Genomic DNA, 17422 nt, shown 5'->3' on the forward strand with positions numbered 1-17422 from the left:
GTCTTTTGTGGCGGCGCAAGAATGCAGACACAATTGACGACGGCGACGGTTGGCGCGGTCGGGAATTGCATACGCGCGCCGGCGCGACTTTGCTCTACTTCACGTCAAGCCTGCACAGCGGGTTCCGATTTGGTTTGAGCCGTCACAAATTTGCAACAGGCGTCTCTCGCGGGAGGCCGCCGCAATGGCTCTCCCTGATCTCGGTTGACGACGATCATCGACTGACAAGGGCCGCGACTCGCGACACAGACCGCCTGCCGAAGCGTTGAGCAAGGGATGACGCTTTTTCACATCTTACGCGACGGTTCAAACTAGCCCACAATTGAGGCACTTCACCCCGTGCCAGCGCATCAGCGAATGTTAGACCAGACGTCCAACGACCTGCATTCCGGCGAGCCCCCTCTGCTTCAGACGATCGGGCTCACCAAGCGCTATGGGGATTTCCTCGCCAACGACTCCATCAGCATCGAGATCCAGCCGAAACAGATCCATGCCCTGCTCGGCGAGAACGGCGCCGGCAAGTCGACGCTGGTCAAGGCGATCTACGGGCTGATCCAGCCCAGCGCCGGCGAGATCCGCTGGCGGGGCCAGCCCATCGTGCTGTCGGGTCCATCCGAAGCGCGCAGCCGCGGCATCGGCATGGTGTTTCAGCATTTCTCGCTGTTCGACAATTTGACCGTCGCCGAGAACGTCGCGCTCGGGCTCGACGGCAAAGAGTCCTTCAAGGACATGTCAGCGCGGCTGGAGCAGGTGTCGAAGACCTATGGCCTGCCGCTCGATCCCAGGCGCGAGGTCTGGCAGCTCTCCGTCGGCGAGCGCCAGCGCATCGAGATTGTGCGCGCGCTGATGCAGGACCCGAAATTCCTGATCCTGGACGAGCCGACCGCCGTGCTGACGCCGCAGGAAGCCGACCAGCTCTTCATCGTGCTGGAGCGCCTCAAGGCCGAAGGCCGCGCCATCCTCTACATCAGCCACAAGCTGGAGGAGGTGAAGCGCCTCTGCGACACCGCCACGATCCTGCGTGGCGGCAAGAAGGTCGACACCTGCAATCCCCGGCTCGAGACCGCGGCCTCGCTCGCGCGCATGATGGTCGGCGGCGAGATCAAGGAAGTGAAGGCACCTGCCGGCCGGAAGACCACGGTGCCGCGGCTGGTCGTCAACGATCTCTCGCTGGCGCCGAGCGAGGCGCACGGCGTCCGGCTCGAGCACATCTCGTTCGAGCTGAAGGGTGGCGAGATCCTCGGCATCGCCGGTGTCGCCGGCAACGGCCAGGACGAGCTGTTCGCCGCGCTGTCCGGCGAACGCCTGTCGAACGACCCCGGCACCGTCGTGATCGAAGGCATCGCCGCCGGCCACCTCTCGATCACGCAGCGCCGCAAGCTGGGCGCGGCCTTCGTCCCGGAGGAACGGCTCGGCCACGGCACCGCGCCGCGCATGAAGCTCTCGGAGAACGCGCTGCTCACCGGGCACGCCGCCAGCGGCATGGTTCATCACGGCTTCATCGACACCGCGGCGACACTAAAAACCGTGGACCGCGCGACCGAAACGTTCGACGTGCGCAAGGCCAAGCGGGATCCGGAAGCGGCGAGCCTGTCCGGCGGCAATTTGCAAAAGTTCATCGTCGGCCGCGAGATCCTGCGCAACCCCGCGGTGCTGGTGGTGAGCCAGCCGACATGGGGCGTCGATGCCGGCGCCGCCGCCGTGATCCGCCAGGCGCTGCTTGATCTCGCAACCGCAGGCGCCGCAGTGCTCGTCACCAGCCAGGATCTCGACGAGCTCGCGGAGATCGCCGATCGGATCGCCGTGATGTTCCATGGCCGGCTGTCGGCGCCGCTTGCCACGAGCGAAGCCACGCGCGAAAAACTCGGCCTGTTGATGGGGGGCAGCAGCCTGGAGCCGAAGGAGGCCGAGCATGCAGTTGGTGCTTGAGAAGCGCGTCGAGCGCTCCAACACGATCGCGCTGGTCTCGCCGCTGATCGCGATCGGGCTGACGATCGTGACCATGATCATCCTGTTCGCGATCCTCGGCAAGAATCCGCTGCTCGCTCTGCATGCCTATTTCATCGCGCCGTTGACCGACGGCTATTCACTGCAGGAGATCGCGGTGAAGGCGACGCCGCTGGTGATGATCGCGATCGGGTTGTCGCTGTGCTATCTCGCCAACGCGTGGAACATCGGCGCCGAGGGCCAATTCCTGATCGGCGCGGTGGCCGGAAGCTGGATCGCGGTGAAGACGCAGGGCACCGATGCCGGCGCCTGGGTGCTTCCGGTCATGCTCGTGCTCGCCGCCGCAGCAGGCGCGCTCTATGCGCTGATCCCGGCGATCTGCAAGGTGAAGTTCGGCGCCAGCGAAATCCTGACCAGCCTGATGCTGGTCTATGTCGCCGACCTCTTTCTCGACTATCTCGTACGTGGACCCTGGCGCGATCCGCATGGATTCAACTTCCCGACCACCGCGGAGTTCGATCCGGTCGCAACGGTGCCGCTGCTGATCGAAGGCGGCCGGTTACATCTCGGCTCGATCATCGCCCTGCTCGTCGTCGCGGCCGCCGCGATCCTGCTCGGGCGCACCATCAAGGGCTTCGAGATCCGCGTGGTCGGCGCGGCACCTCGCGCCGCACGATTCGGCGGCTTCAACGCCAACCAGCTGATCATCCTGACCTTCGCGGTCTCCGGCGCGCTCGCCGGGCTCGCCGGCATCATCGAGGTCGCGGGTCCGGTCGGGCATCTCCAGCCCGGCATCTCGCCCGGCTACGGCTTTACCGCGATCATCGTCGCCTTCCTCGGCCGGCTGAACCCGCTTGGAATACTAATTGCAGGCCTTTTTCTCGCATTGACCTTTATCGGCGGCGAGCAGGCGCAGATCGCGATGAAGATCCCGTTGGACGTCACCAAGGTTTTCCAGGGCATCCTCCTGTTCTACGTCCTCGCCTGCGATTCCCTCATTCTCTATCGCTTCAAGCTGGTTTTCCCGAACCGACAGGTGACCCGTGGAACTGGTTGAAGCCATCATCCTCGCGGTGCTCGCCGCATCGACGCCGCTCCTGATCGCGGCGACCGGCGAGCTCGTGACCGAGCGCTCCGGCGTACTCAATCTCGGCGTCGAGGGCATGATGATCGTCGGCGCGGCCTGCGGCTTTGCGGGTGCGTGGCTCACCGGCTCGATCTTCATCGGCGCGCTGTTCGGCATCGTCGCGGGCACGCTGATGTCGCTGGTGTTCGCGCTGATGGCGCTCGGGCTCGCCGTCAACCAGGTTGCAACGGGTCTCGCGCTGACCATCCTCGGCGTCGGCCTGTCCGGCCTGATCGGCGCCGGCTTCGTCGGCGAGCGCATCACGCCCGCGATGCACCTCTATATTCCCAGCCTCACGGACATGCCGCTGATTGGCCGGGTGTTGTTCGGCGAGGACGCCTTCGTCTATTTCTCCATCGCACTCGTCATCGGCGTCTGGTGGTTCCTGTACCGCACGCGGGCGGGTTTGATCCTCCGCGCCTGCGGCGACAACCATGTCTCCGCGCATGCGCTGGGCTACCCCGTGCTGCGCATCCGCACCTTCGCCGTGATGTTCGGCGGCGCCTGCGCAGGCCTTGCCGGCGCCTACCTGCCGCTCGCCTACACGCCGTTCTTCATTCCCGGCATGACCGCGGGGCGCGGCTGGATCGCGCTGGCGCTGGTCGTGTTTTCGTCCTGGCGGCCGGGCCGGCTCGTGGTCGGCGCCTATCTGTTCGGCGCGGTGACGATCCTGCAACTACATGCGCAAGGCTGGGGCGTCGGCATTCCCTCGCAATTCATGTCGGCGCTGCCTTACCTCGCAACCGTCATCGTCCTGGTCCTGCTCTCCCGCGCGCGCACTGGCGGCTCGACCGCGCCGGCCGCGCTCGGCACCGTGTTCGTGCCGGACCGCTAAGTTTCATTTCCGCGGCGTGCGCAATGGGGCGCGTACGTTGCGGACCGTGGCTGTCCCCTGATGTTTGGAGATTGATGATGAGGAAATCACTTCTTGCGCTGGCTGCCGGGCTCTTGCTTGCCGGAAGCGTCAGTGCAGCCTCCGCCGCCGACAAGCTGAAAGTCGGCTTCATCTATCTGGGTCCGATCGGAGACTTGGGCTGGACCTACCAGCACGACCTCGCGCGCCAGGCCCTGGTGAAGGAGCTCGGCGACAAGATCGAGACCACCTATCTCGAGAACGTGCCCGAAGGCCCCGACGCCGAGCGCTCCATCGAGCAGCTCGTCCGCGCCGGCAACAAGCTGATCTTCACGACCTCGTTCGGCTACATGGACCCGACGCTGAAGGTCGCCAAGAAATATCCGAACGTGCATTTCGAGCACGCCACCGGCTACAAGCGCAATCCGAACATGTCGACCTACTCGGCCAAATGGTGGCAGGGCCGCTACATCCAGGGCCTGATCGCGGCCAAGATGTCGAAGTCCGGCGTGCTCGGCTATATCGGCTCGTTCCCGATTCCGGAGGTCGTCTCCGGCATCAACGCGACGATCCTCGCGGCGCAGACCATCAATCCGAACATCAAGGTTAAGATCATCTGGGCCAACACCTGGTTCGACCCGGGCAAGGAGGCCGACGCCGCCAAGGCGCTTATCGACCAAGGCGCCGACGTGATCATGCAGCACACGGATTCGCCGGCGGCGATGCAGATTGCCAGCGAACGCGGCAAGCTCGCCTTCGGCCAGGATTCCGAGATGATCAAGTTCGGGCCGAAGACCCAGCTCACCTCGATCCTGGACACCTGGGGCCCTTACTACATCGAGCGCGTCAAGGCCGAGCTCGCCGGCACCTGGAAGTCCGAGGACAGCTGGGGCGGCCTCGACAGTCACATGTTCGCGATGGCGCCCTACACCAATATGCCCGACGACGTGAAGAAGATCGCCGAGGATGCCCAAGCCGCGATCACAGCGGGCAAGCTGCATCCATTCAAGTGCCCGGTCGTTGGGCAGGACGGCAAGCCCGTCGAGTGCAAAGGTGGCGATCACCTCGATGACGGCCAGATCCTCGGCATGAATTTCTATGTCAAAGGCATCGACGACAAGCTTCCGGGCAAGTAGCACGCTTCTTGCTTTGCCTAGATCACCTGCTCCTCCCGGAGGAGGTTCGGAGGGGGTGGCCAGAAGCACCCGGCACTTGTGGTCGCCCCCTCTTTCTTTTTTTGCCCGGATTATCCCGCCTGCATCGCCCGCGCCGCCGCGCTGTGGCGGCGGACGAGATCGGGAACATCCAGTCCCGGGATCGCGCCGTCGATCACGGCCCATTGTCCCGCCACCATCACCCGGTCGGCCCGATGCGCCCCGCACAGCACCAGCGCAGCGAGCGGATCGCCGTGACCGGAGAAGCGCAGCTCGTCGAGCCTGAACAGGGCGAGATCGGCCGCCTTGCCGATGGCGATCTCGCCCAGCTCCGGCCGGCCGACGCACGCCGCCGAGCCTTTGGTCGCCCAGCGCAGCGCGTCCTTGTGGCTGACCTTGGCCACTCCGTAGCGCGCCCGTTGCAGCAGGAACGCCGCCCGCACCTCCTGCATCAAATTCGACCCGTCGTTCGAGGCCGAACCGTCGACGCCGATGCCGATGCCGACACCGGCCTCCTCCATCTCGCACACCGGGCAGCAGCCCGACGCCAGAATCTGGTTGCTACATGCGCAATGGCTGATGGTGGTCTTGGCCTTGCCGAGCCGCTTCATCTCGTCGGCGTTGAAAAATATGCCGTGAGCGAGCCAGGTCCGCGCATTGAGCCAGCCGCATTGCTCGAGATAGTCGAGCGGACGGCAGCCATACATCTGCTGGCAGAATTTGGTCTCGTCCTCGGTCTCGGCGAGATGGGTGTGCAGGCGCACGTCGAGCTTGTCGGCGAGATCGGCGGTGGCGCGCATCAGCGACGTCGTCACCGAGAACGGCGAGCAAGGCGCCAGCGCGATCTGCACCATCGCATCCGCGCCGCGCTGGTGATGCTCTGCAACCACCCGCGCGCTGTCGGCTAGGATCGTATCCTCGTCCTGCACGACGCTGTCGGGCGGCAGTCCGCCATCGCGCTGCGACAGGTTCATCGAGCCGCGCGTGAGCAGCACCCGGACACCGAGCCGCTTTGCGACTCCGACCTCGATATCGACGGATTCCTCGAGCCCCGCCGGGAACACATAGTGGTGATCCGTTGTGGTGGTGCAGCCCGAAAGCAGGAGCTCGGACATCGCCACGGTGACGCCGAGCTCGAGCGATTCCGGCGTCATCCTCGCCCACACCGGATAGAGCGCCTGGAGCCAGGGAAACAGCTCGCGGTCCATCGCCGCCGGCAACGCTCGCGTCAGCGTCTGGTAGAAATGATGATGCGTGTTGATCAGGCCCGGCAGCACGACATGCTCGCTTGCGTCGAACACCGCGACATCCGCCGTCGCAGGCCTGCCGCCGGCCGGCACGAGCTCGACAATCCGGCCGTCCCTCACCACGATCCCGCGCTCGGCGCCGTCCGCGAGGATGGCCAGGGGATCCCTGAGCCAGATCGGCTTTGCGTCGCTCATGATCCTGGTCTCCTCACATCCGCTGATGACAAGGCCGGCAAGGCGGCCGCCGGCCCGATCACCTTCATGCTACGACTTGCTTGTTGCGACTTGGCTCCGGTCTTGCAAGACTCATCTGTACGATTCACGGGCGAAAGCTTTGGCGCAGCCATGGATTTGAATACCATCACGACGGTGGCCCATCCGCAAACGCGCGCGCAACTGCCCGCCTGGGCGGAAGGTGATGCTTGGCTCGCGGGCGGCACCTGGCTGTTCTCGGAGCCGCAGGCCCACCTGAAACGGCTGATCGATCTCACTGATCTGAAATGGCCGGCGCTGACGATCACCGACACCCATCTCGCCATCTCCGCCACCTGCACCATCACGCAGCTCGACGGTTTCGCCTGCCCGCCCGACTGGCTCGCAGCCCCGCTGATTGGCCAGTGCTGCCGGGCTTTCCTTGCTTCATTCAAGATCTGGAAGACCGCGACGGTCGGCGGCAATCTCTGCATGTCGCTGCCGGCGGGACCGATGATCTCGCTCACATCAGCGCTGGATGGCGTCTGCACCATCTGGAAGGCCGGCGGCGGTGAAGAGAAGATTCCCGTCGTCGACTTCGTCATTGGCAACCAGCGCAACCGCCTGACGCCGGGCGACCTGATCCGGCAGATCGATATCCCGATTGCCGCGCTGAAGCGCCGCACGGCCTTTCGCCAGATCTCGCTGGCACCGGTCGGCCGCTCTGCGGCGCTTCTGATCGGCAGCCTGGATAACGATGGCACGCTGACGCTGTCGGTAACCGCATCGACGGTGCGACCGATCCAGCTGTCCTTTCAGAAGGCTCCGGACGCGGGTGCGCTTCGCGACGCGATCGCACAGCAGATCCCGGATGATCTGTACCACATCGATATCCACGGCAAGCCGCTCTGGCGCAAGCATATGACGCTAAGGCTCGCCGAGGAGATTCGCGGCGAGCTCCTGGGGACGACGCCATCGTGAATTTCGAGGTCAACGGCAAGACGTTCCCGCAAGAGCCGCGCGCCGGCCAGTGCCTGCGCACGTTCCTGCGCGAGCTCGGCCATTTCGGCGTGAAGAAGGGCTGCGATGCCGGCGATTGCGGCGCCTGCACCGTGCTGCTCGACGGCGAGCCCGTGCATAGCTGCCTGATCCCGGCATTCCGCGCCGAGGGGCGCGCCGTCACCACGATCGAAGGGCTCGGTAGCGACCGCGGCGCGCATCCGATGCAGCAGGCGTTCCTCGACGCGCAGGGCTTCCAATGCGGCTTCTGCACCGCCGGCATGATCCTGACCTGCGCCTCGCTGAACCAGGCGCAGCGTACCGATCTCGGATCGGCGCTGAAGGGCAATATCTGTCGCTGTACCGGCTATCGCTCGATCGAGGACGCGCTGCTCGGCAAGACCAATGTCGAGGAGAGCGTCGAGGCCGGTGCCGCCTTCGGCCGCAGCCTGCCGGCGCCCGCAGGCCCCGACGTCGTCCGCGGCAAGGCGCGCTACACCTTCGACACGCAGATCGACGGCCTGCTACACATCAAGCTGCTGCGCTCGCCGCACGCGCACGCGAAAATCGTCGCGATCGACAAGTCGGATGCGCTACGCGTGCCCGGCGTGCACGCGGTGCTGACGCATGAGGATGCGCCGTCGGTGCTGATCTCGACCGCGCGGCATGAGAAGGACTGGATGGATCCGGAGGATACTCGCATCCTCGATGACGTCGTCCGCTTCATCGGCCAGAAGGTCGCCGCCGTCGTCGCCGAGAGCGAGGCCGCCGCCGAGGAGGCGTGCCGGCGGCTGAAGGTCGACTACGAAATCCTGCCTGCGCTGATCGACCCGGAGCAGGCGATGGCGCCGGGCGCACCTGTCATTCATCCTGACCGTACCACCGCGAACCGCATCGCCGATCCCCAGCGTAACCTCGCAGCCGAGACGCATGGCGAATACGGCGACGTGGCGGCGGCGCTCGCGACGTCCGCCGTCACCTATGAGGCGACCTTCCACAGCCACCGCGTGCAGCATGCGGCACTGGAGACCCATGGCGGCCTCGCCTGGCTCGACGCTTCAGGCGTGCTCAATGTCCGCACCTCCACGCAGGTGCCGTTCCTGACCCGCCGCGCGCTGTCGGACATCTTTGAGCTCCCCTTGGACAAGGTCCGCGTGTTCTGCGAACGCGTCGGCGGCGGTTTTGGCGGCAAGCAGGAGATGTTCGTCGAGGACATTCTGGCACTGGCTACGCTCAAGACCGGACGACCGGTCAAGCTGGAGCTGACCCGCGAGGAGCAGTTCATCGCGACCTCGACCCGGCATCCGATGCGGGTCCACATCAAGGCCGGCGCCGATGCCGACGGCAGGCTCACCGCGCTCCAGCTCGAGGTGCTCTCCAACACCGGCGCCTACGGCAATCATGCCGGCCCCGTGATGTTCCACTCGCTGTCCGAGTCCATCGCTGTCTACAACTGTCCGAACAAGAAGGTCGACGGCTTCGCCGTCTACACCAACACGGTGCCATCGGGCGCGTTTCGCGGCTATGGCCTGCCCCAAACGCAGATCGCGATCGAAGCCGCGATCGACGAGTTGGCACGGCAGCTCAGCATCAGCCCCTACGACATGCGCCGGCGCAACGTCATCAAGACAGGCGATCCCATGCTGTCGCCGCCGCCGTCCGAATTTCACGACGTGCTCTTTGGCTCCTACGGGCTCGACCAATGCCTCGACCTCGTCGAACGCGCCATGCAGGCCGACGGCCCGCAGCCGGACCTGACGCCGGAGTGGCTGATCGGCGACGGCGTCGCGCTGACCATGATCGACACGGTGCCGCCGGCCGGCCATCTCGCGGATGCGATGATCGCGCTCAACGACGACGGCGGCTTCGACCTCACCGTCGGCACCGCCGAGTTCGGCAACGGCACCAGCACCGTGCACCGGCAGATCGCGGCGACGACGCTGGCAACCACCGTCGACAGGATCCGCCTGCGACAGTCCGACACCGCCCATGGCGGTCACGACACCGGCGCCTATGGCAGCGCCGGCACCTTCGTCGCCGGCAAGGCGACGCATGCCGCCGCCATGCAGCTTGCGACGGATCTGAAGGCGGCGGCCGCAGATGCCTGGCTGTGCGACGTCGGAACTTGCGCGCTTGAGGGCGAGACGGTTGTCAGTGGTGTCCGGCGGATGTCCTTCGCTGAACTGGCGAAGCTCGCGCGCGAACGCGGGCAGCCGTTCGCGGCCAGCGGCAATTCCGAGGGGACGCCGCGCTCGGTCGGCTTCAACGTCCAGGGCTTTCGCGTCGCCGTGAACAAGGGCACCGGCGAGATCAAGATTCTCCGGAGCGTGCAGGCGGCGGACGCCGGCGTCGTCGCCAATCCCATGCAGTGCCGCGGCCAGGTCGAGGGCGGCGTCGCGCAGGCGATCGGGGCGGCGCTCTACGAGGAGATGGTGATCGACGCGACCGGCCGCGTCACCAACCCGAAATTCCGCGACTACCATCTGCCCTCCTTCGCAGACGTTCCGCGCACGGAGGTCTTCTTCGCCGAGACGTCCGACACGATCGGGCCGCTGGGCGCCAAGTCGATGAGCGAGAGCCCGTACAATCCGGTCACCGCCGCGCTCGGCAACGCGATCGCGGATGCCACCGGCATCCGCTTCACCGCGCCGCCGTTCAAGCCGGACCGGCTGTTTCCGGCGCTGCACGAGAAGTTTGGGAATTAACTGCCGCGATAGGTCGAGTAGCTCCACGGCGTAACCAGCAGCGGCACGTGGTAGTGGCTTTCCGGCTCGCTGATCGCAAAGCGCAGCGGTATCTCGTCGAGGAACGGCGGGTCTGACAGCGGCACGTTGCGTTCCGCGTAATATTTGGCAACGCTGAATTTGAGCTCATAGCGACCGATCGGCAGCGGACGGCCGCCGATCAGCGGCTGGTCGGTGCGGCCATCGGCATTGGTCACGGCGCGCGCGATCACGCGGCTCTCGCCGAGATTCGCAAGCTCGACGAGCTCCACCGGGATACCGGCTGCAGGCTTTCCGGCATGATTGTCGAGCACATGCGTCGAGAGCTGGCCGTGCACCTTCAGCCTGTCGTCGGCGACGACGAGCTGATCGAGCCGCAGCGCGGAGATGCGGCCGATCTCCTCGATCGCACGCCGCGTCTCGGTCTTGGCGATATTGCGCAACCGCGTCTCGAAGTCGCGCAGCACGGAATCCCTGGTGTGACGGCGCACGCAGACGATATAGGGGAAGCCGAACTTGTCGCGATAGGCGTTGTTGACGCGCTCGAACGCGGCGTATTCTGCATCCGAGAGACGGTCGAGGCCGGCGCTGTTCTGCTCGTCTGTCGATTCTGCAGTGAGCCCCGCTGCACGCTGGGTCTTGTTGGCGAGATCGGGATGCGCCCGGATCAGCGCGAGCTGCACGTCGGGCTCGGCGCTCTGGATCGCTGCCATCAGCGCTGAGTGCAACTGGTTGATACCGGCGAACGGCCGCTGCCCGGCAAGTTTCTCCGCAATCCACGGTGAGTATTCGACGACGTTGGCGAGGGCCGCGACAAAGCCGGCCTGATCAGCAGCATTGAGATCGGCGAGCGAGATTTGCGCCATCGTCCTCACCCGATCTCGAATGCGTCGGCGGCAAGATGCGCATGCTTGTCGTGCCAGTGCTGCGCGATCTGGAGCCGCGTCGGCACCCAGACGCGATCGTGCTTGCCGATATAGTCGAGGAAGCGGATCAGTCCCGCGGCGCGGCCGGGCCGGCCGGCAAGACGGCAGTGCAGCCCCACCGACATCATCTTCGGCGCGGTCTCGCCCTCGGCATAGAGCACGTCGAAGGCGTCCTTCAGATAGGTGAAGAACTGCTCACCTTCCGCAAACCCCTGCGGGTTGATGAAGCGCATGTCGTTGGCGTCTAACGTATAGGGAATGATGAGCTGCTTGCCGTTCGCGCCCTTGACCCAATAGGGCAGATCGTCGGCATAGGAGTCGCACAGATAGAGGAATCCGCCCTCCTCCATCAGGAGGCGGTTGGTGTTGATCGAGGAGCGCCCGGTGTACCAGCCGAGCGGCCGCGAGCCCGTCGCCTCGGTGTGGACGCGAATGGACTCGGCGATCTCGGCGCGCTCCTGCGCCTCGGTCATGTCCTTGTGCTCGATCCATTTCAGACTGTGGCTCGCGATGTCCCAGCCTGACTCCTTCATCGCCGCGACAATCTCCGGATTCCGCTTCAGCGCAGTGGCGACACCGAACACGGTCGTCGGCCACTTCCGCGCGTTGAACATCCGCCACAGCCGCCAGAAGCCGGCGCGCGAGCCATATTCGAACATCGATTCGATATTGGCGTGGCGCTGGCCCGGCCAGGGCTGCGCGCCGAGGACGTCGGACAGAAACGCTTCCGAGGTGCGATCGCCGTGCAAGATGTTGTTCTCGCCGCCCTCCTCGAAATTGACGACGAACTGCACCGCGACCCGCGCGTTGTCAGGCCATTGCGGATGCGGCGGGTTGCGGCCGTAACCGTGGAGATCGCGCGGGTAGCTTGTATCCGTCACTCAGACTTCCTCGAAGCGGATCGGCAGGGCGCCCTTCCAGAGCACGCTCTTGCCGAGGGGCGCGAGATTCTCGAGGCCCGAGGTCAGCGTGATGAAATGGTTGCCGGCGAGCTGGCCCATTTTGCTGGCGAAGTGCACGCCGCCATAGGCGAGCAGGATCTCGGTTTCGCTGATGCCGCCCGGATAGAGGATGATCTGACCCGGCGCGGGATAGCTGGTGTGGTTCTCGTAGCCGACGCCGAAATCGAGATCGCCGAGCGGCATCCACACGCCCTCGCCGCTCCAGCGCACATGGATGATGTGGCTTTCGAACGGCAGCGCCTTGCGGAACGCAGCGACGGTCTTGGGCGCCAGTTGCTCCTCGAAGCGGGCATCGAAGGTGAAGTCGCCGGCGCGAATAACGAGTTTGCTCATCTCATCTCTCTGGATCGAGGGCTAAAGGCCCACGGGGAATTTTCAAGCAAAGAGCATTCCAGGGGGCTTCGCGCAAGTGGCGCGGCCCGTCATCTGCGGTCGTAGGACCAGCCGAAAATACCGCTCCGCCGCACCTCCGGCTCGGGCTCGGCGGCGGGCGCGGCCGAAGGGGGCGCCTCCTTCAGTTCCGCCTGTGGCGGAGGCGGAGGCGGCGCCGGCAGATTCTCGCATTTCATGGAGTAGACCAGCTTGCCGTCCGCTGTCCGCCCGATCGGGGCGCACGGATCTGGATGCGCTGCCGAGGTCTTTGGCGTGAGCTTAACCTGCGCGGCCGCCGGCGAGGCGATCAGGAGAAGGACCAGCAGATATTTCGACATCGTTGTCGCCTGAGAACTCAATTCACCTCATTGAACCGGATTGCCGGGGGCAAGTCCACCGGCGCTGCGGGCACGATTGCCGAATATTTGGCCGGGGCTAAAAAATTTGCTCGCCCCAACGTGATGGCCGCGCTTGGGATCGTGAAACCGGCCCGGCTGATATTCGGCAGGGGACATCGCCATGTCAGCCACGACCGCGAACACAGGCGACATCTTTCTCACAGCCTGAATCGCCGTCACGGGAGAAACAACCATGCGAAGGACCTTTGCCATTCTCGGCGTCACCCTGATTGCCGCCGCCACCATCCAGACCGCCGCCGCGAGCGACCGCCACCGCAGAAGCAAGGCACACCCCGCCCCGATCAGCCAGTCGGTCCGCGACTCCAACGCGTTCTGGCCGTCGCAGTCGACCACACCCAACTGGCAGCGCTACGCCAACGGCGCGCTGTCGGCACCAGCGGGGCGATGATGCGGGCGTAGAACGCGGTTGCTGCGACGTCTCTCGTGTCCCGGACGCGCCGCAACGCGCAAGCGTTGCTGCGCAGAGCCGGGACACAGAAAGCGACACGGTACAATGCGGAGACATGGGCCCCCGGGCGATGACAGCGAGTGCTGCAGACGCACCAATGGCCGACGCGCTGACAGTCGCAGACCCTTTGGCGATGGGCGGGCCGTCGCTCTCGGTCATCGTGTTCGTTCCTGTTGCGTCGCGACAGGATAACTCGCTTACGATTTTGGCGGCATAGCGAACCTTGCCCGGACTTGCCGATAGGTCAACCGAATGACCCCAACCGGACTTTGGCTGCGGGCCTCACGCATGCGCTACGCGGTCCGGGATGAACCCTGCATGACACGCTTGACCACCATGGCCGCGATCCCCGCGAGCACGGCCTTTGCCTGCGGGGACGCAAGTATGTCGATGATCGGGTTCGACGGTTGGGCTTGCTCGTGAGGCTGGGCATCGCCACTGGCGAGGATATCCCGGAGCTGACCGGGCTTCCCATGCAGATCGGTGAGCACCTCGCCCAGTTCCTTCGGTTCGGGGACCACTTCTCCAGGTAGCGCCACGCCGCGCGCGGCGGCTCGCTCCTGCAGCATCTTCACGAACGCTGCCCGTTCTTCCGGCGAAAGCTTACCCAACGCTTCTATCGCTGCCTGCGCGTACTGCAGACGAGCGATATCGGCGTTACGCACGAGATACAGGCGAAGAGTGCAGTCGCTCCGATTAGTTGCTACTCTCAAGGTAAACCCACGTTGAGAGTATTGACCTAGGTCAAAGGGTCATGGCGGCGGTGCAAACTGAATGTTTTGCTTGTGAGACGTGAGTGGACATTCCACGCGCGTGTCGCAATGATCGCTATTGTCCCTGCTGAAGCTTTTGGGTCCGGCCAAATGTGCGGTTTGCGCCAAACCGGGCTTCACTAACGGTCCTCGGATTACGGCATTCGCCACATCGCGTCCGCCGTTTGTGCACCGGTTCGCATTAAATAAAATCGGGAATGCGCGATGGCAAATATTCGCAAGGGTCGCCGTCGCGCGGTCCCCGCCCATCCTTTTGCTCTCCACAGGACCCGGTGACCGATGCGGATGGTCGCTCTGCGACGCCCGGCAATCCAGAGGGGCAAAAGATTCGTTTTACGCCGGAGCAGCTGCCTTCGCCTGATCCGACGCATCAGGTTGCGCGGAGGTCACGTGAACGACTGCTTCCAAGGTTGCGCCGAACGACCCGCTTGCTACCAACGCGTTGGAAGCGTTTCCCACCGTTTCTGCAGCTCCCGTTCCCAGCAAAGCGAACAGGATACGGGTTGCGCCAATCCTTTTACTGAGCCCTCGAATGACGTGCTGAATCTTGGCGGTGGACGGCTGACTCAGATAGCAGACACATACAAGCGCGGTGTTTGCCAATTCGAGCGAAAGCAATTTCGACATTGCTGAAGCATCAGCCTTTTCCGCAATTGCCTGAATCCCGCGGTACCGCAGAAGCTGCGCCAGCACAAGCGCCGTCGCCTCATCGAGTCGCCCGGCACCAGGGATGCAAACGACCGAAATAGACGAGGTCGGCGGCTCCGGAATCAAAGCGTGCTCGGAGCCTGCTCGCTCGAATGTAATGGCAGCTCCCGGGCTTGAGCTTAGATCCGGGGAACTGGGTCCTGTTGCTTCCACGTCATGGTGTGCCCCCAGCTCAGCGACCAATTCTTCCACCGTTGAGACTACCCGATTTAATCGGTCCTGATCGAGGTGACCCAATTGACGGTCGGCCTCCGCGAGTCTCAGGCCCTTCAAGAGGATGTCGTCATAATAATTCTCAAGCGACGAGTCATTCAGGTATTCATGCGCCTGTTCCACCGCTTCAATGGGATCTCCCGCCAGCATTCGTTGATAAGCCAGTTGCGGCGGCGTCAGCGGTGGTCGGTCGCCAAGCATAACGTCAAGGAATTTAAGACGATCGACATGCCGCCCAAGGACGACGAGACATATTGTCAGGGGCGTGGCCAACACCAATCCGACCGGCCCCCAAAGCCACGTCCAGAATGACGCTGACAGGATAATTGCAATCGGGGAAAGACCCGAGCTATGCCCAAAAATCAAGGGTTCGAGGACCTGTCCTGCGAGCAACTCAAGCACGACGAACAATGCCGCCGTAAGTATCAGCATCTGCCAGCCCGTGCCCACCGCCGCCGCGAGAATGAGAGGGAATACCGCAGATATCAATGCACCGATATACGGTACAAATCGCATAATCATCGCGATCAGACCCCATAGCGGAGCCGAGGGGACACCGATGAATTCAAGACCTAAGCCTATTGCAAGACCGAACACGCCATTGAACGCGATCTGGGTAAGAAAGAGCTTGCTCAGACGCTTACCGGCGTCGTCCAGGGCCGCGGTCGTGCGTTGAATATCCGCGGATCCGGCCAGTCGGACAAGCCGATTCCTCAGATCTTCCCGTTGCAGCAGGACAAAGACAACAAAGATCACGACGATCCCTGTCGTCGTTAAAGGTGAGATCAGTGGCTGGATGATTGCGCCAAACGTCGACAGAGCACCAGGATCGGGTTGCCTTACCTCAACGGGTATGGGTATCGGCTTGTCTGAGGGCTGTCTGGTGAGTTCGCCGTCAGCAGGTCGGCCGGCCCCATCTCGATTCTGCAACTCTGTCTTCAATTCTTTCAGAACTGTCGACGCCTGCTCCAATGTTCCAGAGCCGCCGCCCATTAAGCCGCGCAGGCTTTCGATCTTGTCGCTCAATGTTTGTTGATAGCCTGGCAACTTGGTGGCGAGCCGGGTCGCCTGCGAAACCATAAGACCGCCCAGACTAAATATGATCGAGAATCCGATGAAGACGACCACCAGCACAGAAATCGTGCGCGGAATTCGCCAGGAACGTAAGCGCATCACGAAGGGCGCCATAACGAAACTCAGGAGAACTGCTAACGCGAAGGGAACAAAAATTTCACGACCGAAATAGAGCGCAGCAATTATCAACGCTGCGACGGCCATATTCGTCAGCACAGTCCCCGGCGGCTGTGCCAATCTTATTTGAGGAGATTTCTCTTCCATGGCGCGTCTTCCATGGCGCGGCTCATTCATCCCATACGTGGGTGAATTCTCCTTCGCGACACCATCGTACACCGAACTAACTTGTTCCGACAGCTCATCCGGCGCGAAGTTTTGGGCTCACGGAGAGCAATCCGCCCCGCCCTTGACCGCTCGCGCCCGACGCTGTCGCGTCCACCGCAAGCCCGGCTCGCGACAGTGACGACACAAGATCGCCCTCTTGGTGAGCCGGGATGGGTGACACATATGACAAATCCAAATTTCGGTAAATTAGAATAATCTCGCCCGCGCGGTTTGACGCCCTCTCGGGTGTTTTGCCCCTCGGGCAAACACAGAGCCGCTTAGCCCGGACGGAGCCAACGGGACGGCGCGAAGCGCCGCACGATGACACGCTCCGTGCAATCCGGACTACGGCGAGAACAGGCGCCTAGTAAGGCTGATAGTAGCCACGCGGACCGTAATAGGGACCGCCACCGTAATATCCCTGACCACCATAGTAAGGACCCGGGCCGTCATAATAGCGATTCTCGTAGTACTCCTGGCGCCGGCTCTCCGCGATGGCGCCTCCGATCAGACCTGCCGCCACGCCCATGAAGGCAAGCCCTGCCGCATTTGGACCCCGGCGATAGTAGCGGTGGCGCCGGGCGGCACTGAAATCGGTCGCTACGGATCTGCTAGGCGTCGCAGAGTCCGCGCTGACGGTCGGCGAACCGGCCGGCGCCGCAGACGAGGGCGAGACGGAAGCTGTCGCCAGAGCCAGACTCGCAAACGCAGCCAGCGCGGTGTTGCGGCCGAACCTTGAATTTACGGGCCTATCGCTCATCTCGGCGTCCTTTGTTCTTGTTCAAAGTCAAAATATGAAACGATCCACAACGTGCAAACCACTGAAAAGTTTCGTGATCGCGGCGATCTGCCACGCTTCGAACGATTGTAAACCGAACGACCAGATCCAGCTTGAACCACTCAACCTGAGCGGATAATGAACAGCCGCGCCGTTTTTCGGTCGCCGTAAGCGTTTCACGTGA

Annotated in this window: 16 protein-coding genes; 7 read left to right on the plus strand and 9 right to left on the minus strand. The window is 63.8% G+C overall.

Features of this window, described 5'->3' with window-relative positions; genetic code table 11:
• Window positions 1–357: 357 nt before the first annotated feature.
• The 4 genes from OWC48_RS36110 (at window position 358) to OWC48_RS36125 (ending at window position 5062) form a co-directional block, all read left to right on the plus strand.
• On the plus strand, window positions 358–1929 hold the full coding sequence (locus OWC48_RS36110) for an ABC transporter ATP-binding protein (RefSeq protein WP_282524261.1): 1572 nt from the start codon (window positions 358–360) through the stop codon (window positions 1927–1929).
• The gene (locus OWC48_RS36115) at window positions 1913–3004 is read left to right on the plus strand and encodes an ABC transporter permease (RefSeq protein WP_282524262.1); all 1092 of its coding nucleotides are present in this window, start codon (window positions 1913–1915) and stop codon (window positions 3002–3004) included. The genes OWC48_RS36110 and OWC48_RS36115 overlap by 17 nt, the downstream gene beginning before the upstream one ends.
• A complete protein-coding gene (locus OWC48_RS36120; protein ID WP_282524263.1) occupies window positions 2991–3908 on the plus strand; it encodes an ABC transporter permease in 918 nt (305 codons plus the stop codon). Before OWC48_RS36115 ends, OWC48_RS36120 begins: the two co-directional genes overlap by 14 nt.
• Window positions 3909–3985: 77 nt before the next feature.
• Window positions 3986–5062 (plus strand): BMP family ABC transporter substrate-binding protein, encoded by a 1077-nt coding sequence (locus tag OWC48_RS36125; protein ID WP_282524264.1) that lies wholly within the window; start codon window positions 3986–3988, stop codon window positions 5060–5062.
• A gap of 110 nt (window positions 5063–5172) precedes the next feature.
• On the opposite strand, the gene OWC48_RS36130 is transcribed toward OWC48_RS36125, so the two are convergent.
• Window positions 5173–6522 carry an 8-oxoguanine deaminase gene (locus tag OWC48_RS36130; RefSeq protein ID WP_282524265.1) on the minus strand — a complete coding sequence of 450 codons (1350 nt, stop codon included), beginning with the start codon at window positions 6520–6522 and terminating at the stop codon, window positions 5173–5175.
• A gap of 150 nt (window positions 6523–6672) precedes the next feature.
• Between OWC48_RS36130 and OWC48_RS36135 the strand changes: the two genes are divergently transcribed.
• A complete protein-coding gene (locus tag OWC48_RS36135) occupies window positions 6673–7500 on the plus strand; it encodes an FAD binding domain-containing protein (RefSeq protein WP_282524266.1) in 828 nt (275 codons plus the stop codon).
• Entirely contained in the window at window positions 7497–10223 is a 2727-nt protein-coding gene (locus OWC48_RS36140; RefSeq protein WP_282524267.1) for a molybdopterin-dependent oxidoreductase, read from the plus strand. Before OWC48_RS36135 ends, OWC48_RS36140 begins: the two co-directional genes overlap by 4 nt.
• Here OWC48_RS36140 and uraD read toward each other — a convergent pair.
• The 5 genes from uraD to OWC48_RS36165 form a co-directional block, all read right to left on the minus strand.
• Window positions 10220–11107: a 2-oxo-4-hydroxy-4-carboxy-5-ureidoimidazoline decarboxylase gene (uraD, locus tag OWC48_RS36145; RefSeq protein ID WP_282524268.1), complete on the minus strand. Its 888-nt coding sequence runs from the start codon at window positions 11105–11107 to the stop codon at window positions 10220–10222. The genes OWC48_RS36140 and uraD overlap by 4 nt on opposite strands.
• 5 nt (window positions 11108–11112) lie before the next feature.
• The gene (gene puuE / locus OWC48_RS36150) at window positions 11113–12048 is read right to left on the minus strand and encodes an allantoinase PuuE (RefSeq protein ID WP_282524269.1); all 936 of its coding nucleotides are present in this window, start codon (window positions 12046–12048) and stop codon (window positions 11113–11115) included.
• Window positions 12049–12462: a DUF3830 family protein gene (locus tag OWC48_RS36155; RefSeq protein WP_282524270.1), complete on the minus strand. Its 414-nt coding sequence runs from the start codon at window positions 12460–12462 to the stop codon at window positions 12049–12051.
• Between the two features lie 89 nt (window positions 12463–12551).
• The gene (locus OWC48_RS36160; protein WP_038934641.1) at window positions 12552–12839 is read right to left on the minus strand and encodes a hypothetical protein; all 288 of its coding nucleotides are present in this window, start codon (window positions 12837–12839) and stop codon (window positions 12552–12554) included.
• A gap of 27 nt (window positions 12840–12866) precedes the next feature.
• Entirely contained in the window at window positions 12867–13112 is a 246-nt protein-coding gene (locus OWC48_RS36165; protein WP_282524271.1) for a hypothetical protein, read from the minus strand.
• Between OWC48_RS36165 and OWC48_RS36170 the strand changes: the two genes are divergently transcribed.
• Window positions 13093–13308 carry a hypothetical protein gene (locus OWC48_RS36170; RefSeq protein ID WP_282524272.1) on the plus strand — a complete coding sequence of 72 codons (216 nt, stop codon included), beginning with the start codon at window positions 13093–13095 and terminating at the stop codon, window positions 13306–13308. The two genes, OWC48_RS36165 and OWC48_RS36170, sit on opposite strands and share 20 nt — an antisense overlap.
• Before the next feature lie 353 nt (window positions 13309–13661).
• Here OWC48_RS36170 and OWC48_RS36175 read toward each other — a convergent pair whose 3' ends face one another.
• The 3 genes from OWC48_RS36175 to OWC48_RS36185 form a co-directional block, all read right to left on the minus strand.
• A complete protein-coding gene (locus OWC48_RS36175; protein ID WP_282524273.1) occupies window positions 13662–14033 on the minus strand; it encodes a hypothetical protein in 372 nt (123 codons plus the stop codon).
• A 441-nt stretch (window positions 14034–14474) separates the two neighbouring features.
• Window positions 14475–16400, minus strand: a complete 1926-nt coding sequence (locus tag OWC48_RS36180; protein ID WP_282524274.1) for an AI-2E family transporter — start codon at window positions 16398–16400, stop codon at window positions 14475–14477.
• Window positions 16401–16824: 424 nt separating this feature from the next.
• Window positions 16825–17220 (minus strand): hypothetical protein, encoded by a 396-nt coding sequence (locus OWC48_RS36185; RefSeq protein WP_282524275.1) that lies wholly within the window; start codon window positions 17218–17220, stop codon window positions 16825–16827.
• Window positions 17221–17422: the final 202 nt, after the last annotated feature.

It is taken from the genome of Bradyrhizobium sp. Arg816, from assembly GCF_029989365.1.
Taxonomy (GTDB): domain Bacteria; phylum Pseudomonadota; class Alphaproteobacteria; order Rhizobiales; family Xanthobacteraceae; genus Bradyrhizobium.

Coding starts and splice junctions, on each gene's coding strand:
- OWC48_RS36110 (WP_282524261.1), top strand. CDS start 358: ATGTTAGACCAGACGTCCAACGACCTGCATTCCGGCGAGCCCCCTCTG.
- OWC48_RS36115 (WP_282524262.1), top strand. CDS start 1,913: ATGCAGTTGGTGCTTGAGAAGCGCGTCGAGCGCTCCAACACGATCGCG.
- OWC48_RS36125 (WP_282524264.1), top strand. CDS start 3,986: ATGAGGAAATCACTTCTTGCGCTGGCTGCCGGGCTCTTGCTTGCCGGA.
- OWC48_RS36130 (WP_282524265.1), bottom strand. CDS start 6,522: ATGAGCGACGCAAAGCCGATCTGGCTCAGGGATCCCCTGGCCATCCTC.
- OWC48_RS36135 (WP_282524266.1), top strand. CDS start 6,673: ATGGATTTGAATACCATCACGACGGTGGCCCATCCGCAAACGCGCGCG.
- uraD (WP_282524268.1), bottom strand. CDS start 11,107: ATGGCGCAAATCTCGCTCGCCGATCTCAATGCTGCTGATCAGGCCGGC.
- OWC48_RS36155 (WP_282524270.1), bottom strand. CDS start 12,462: ATGAGCAAACTCGTTATTCGCGCCGGCGACTTCACCTTCGATGCCCGC.
- OWC48_RS36160 (WP_038934641.1), bottom strand. CDS start 12,839: ATGTCGAAATATCTGCTGGTCCTTCTCCTGATCGCCTCGCCGGCGGCC.
- OWC48_RS36170 (WP_282524272.1), top strand. CDS start 13,093: ATGCGAAGGACCTTTGCCATTCTCGGCGTCACCCTGATTGCCGCCGCC.
- OWC48_RS36165 (WP_282524271.1), bottom strand. CDS start 13,112: ATGGCAAAGGTCCTTCGCATGGTTGTTTCTCCCGTGACGGCGATTCAG.
- OWC48_RS36180 (WP_282524274.1), bottom strand. CDS start 16,400: ATGGAAGAGAAATCTCCTCAAATAAGATTGGCACAGCCGCCGGGGACT.
- OWC48_RS36185 (WP_282524275.1), bottom strand. CDS start 17,220: ATGAGCGATAGGCCCGTAAATTCAAGGTTCGGCCGCAACACCGCGCTG.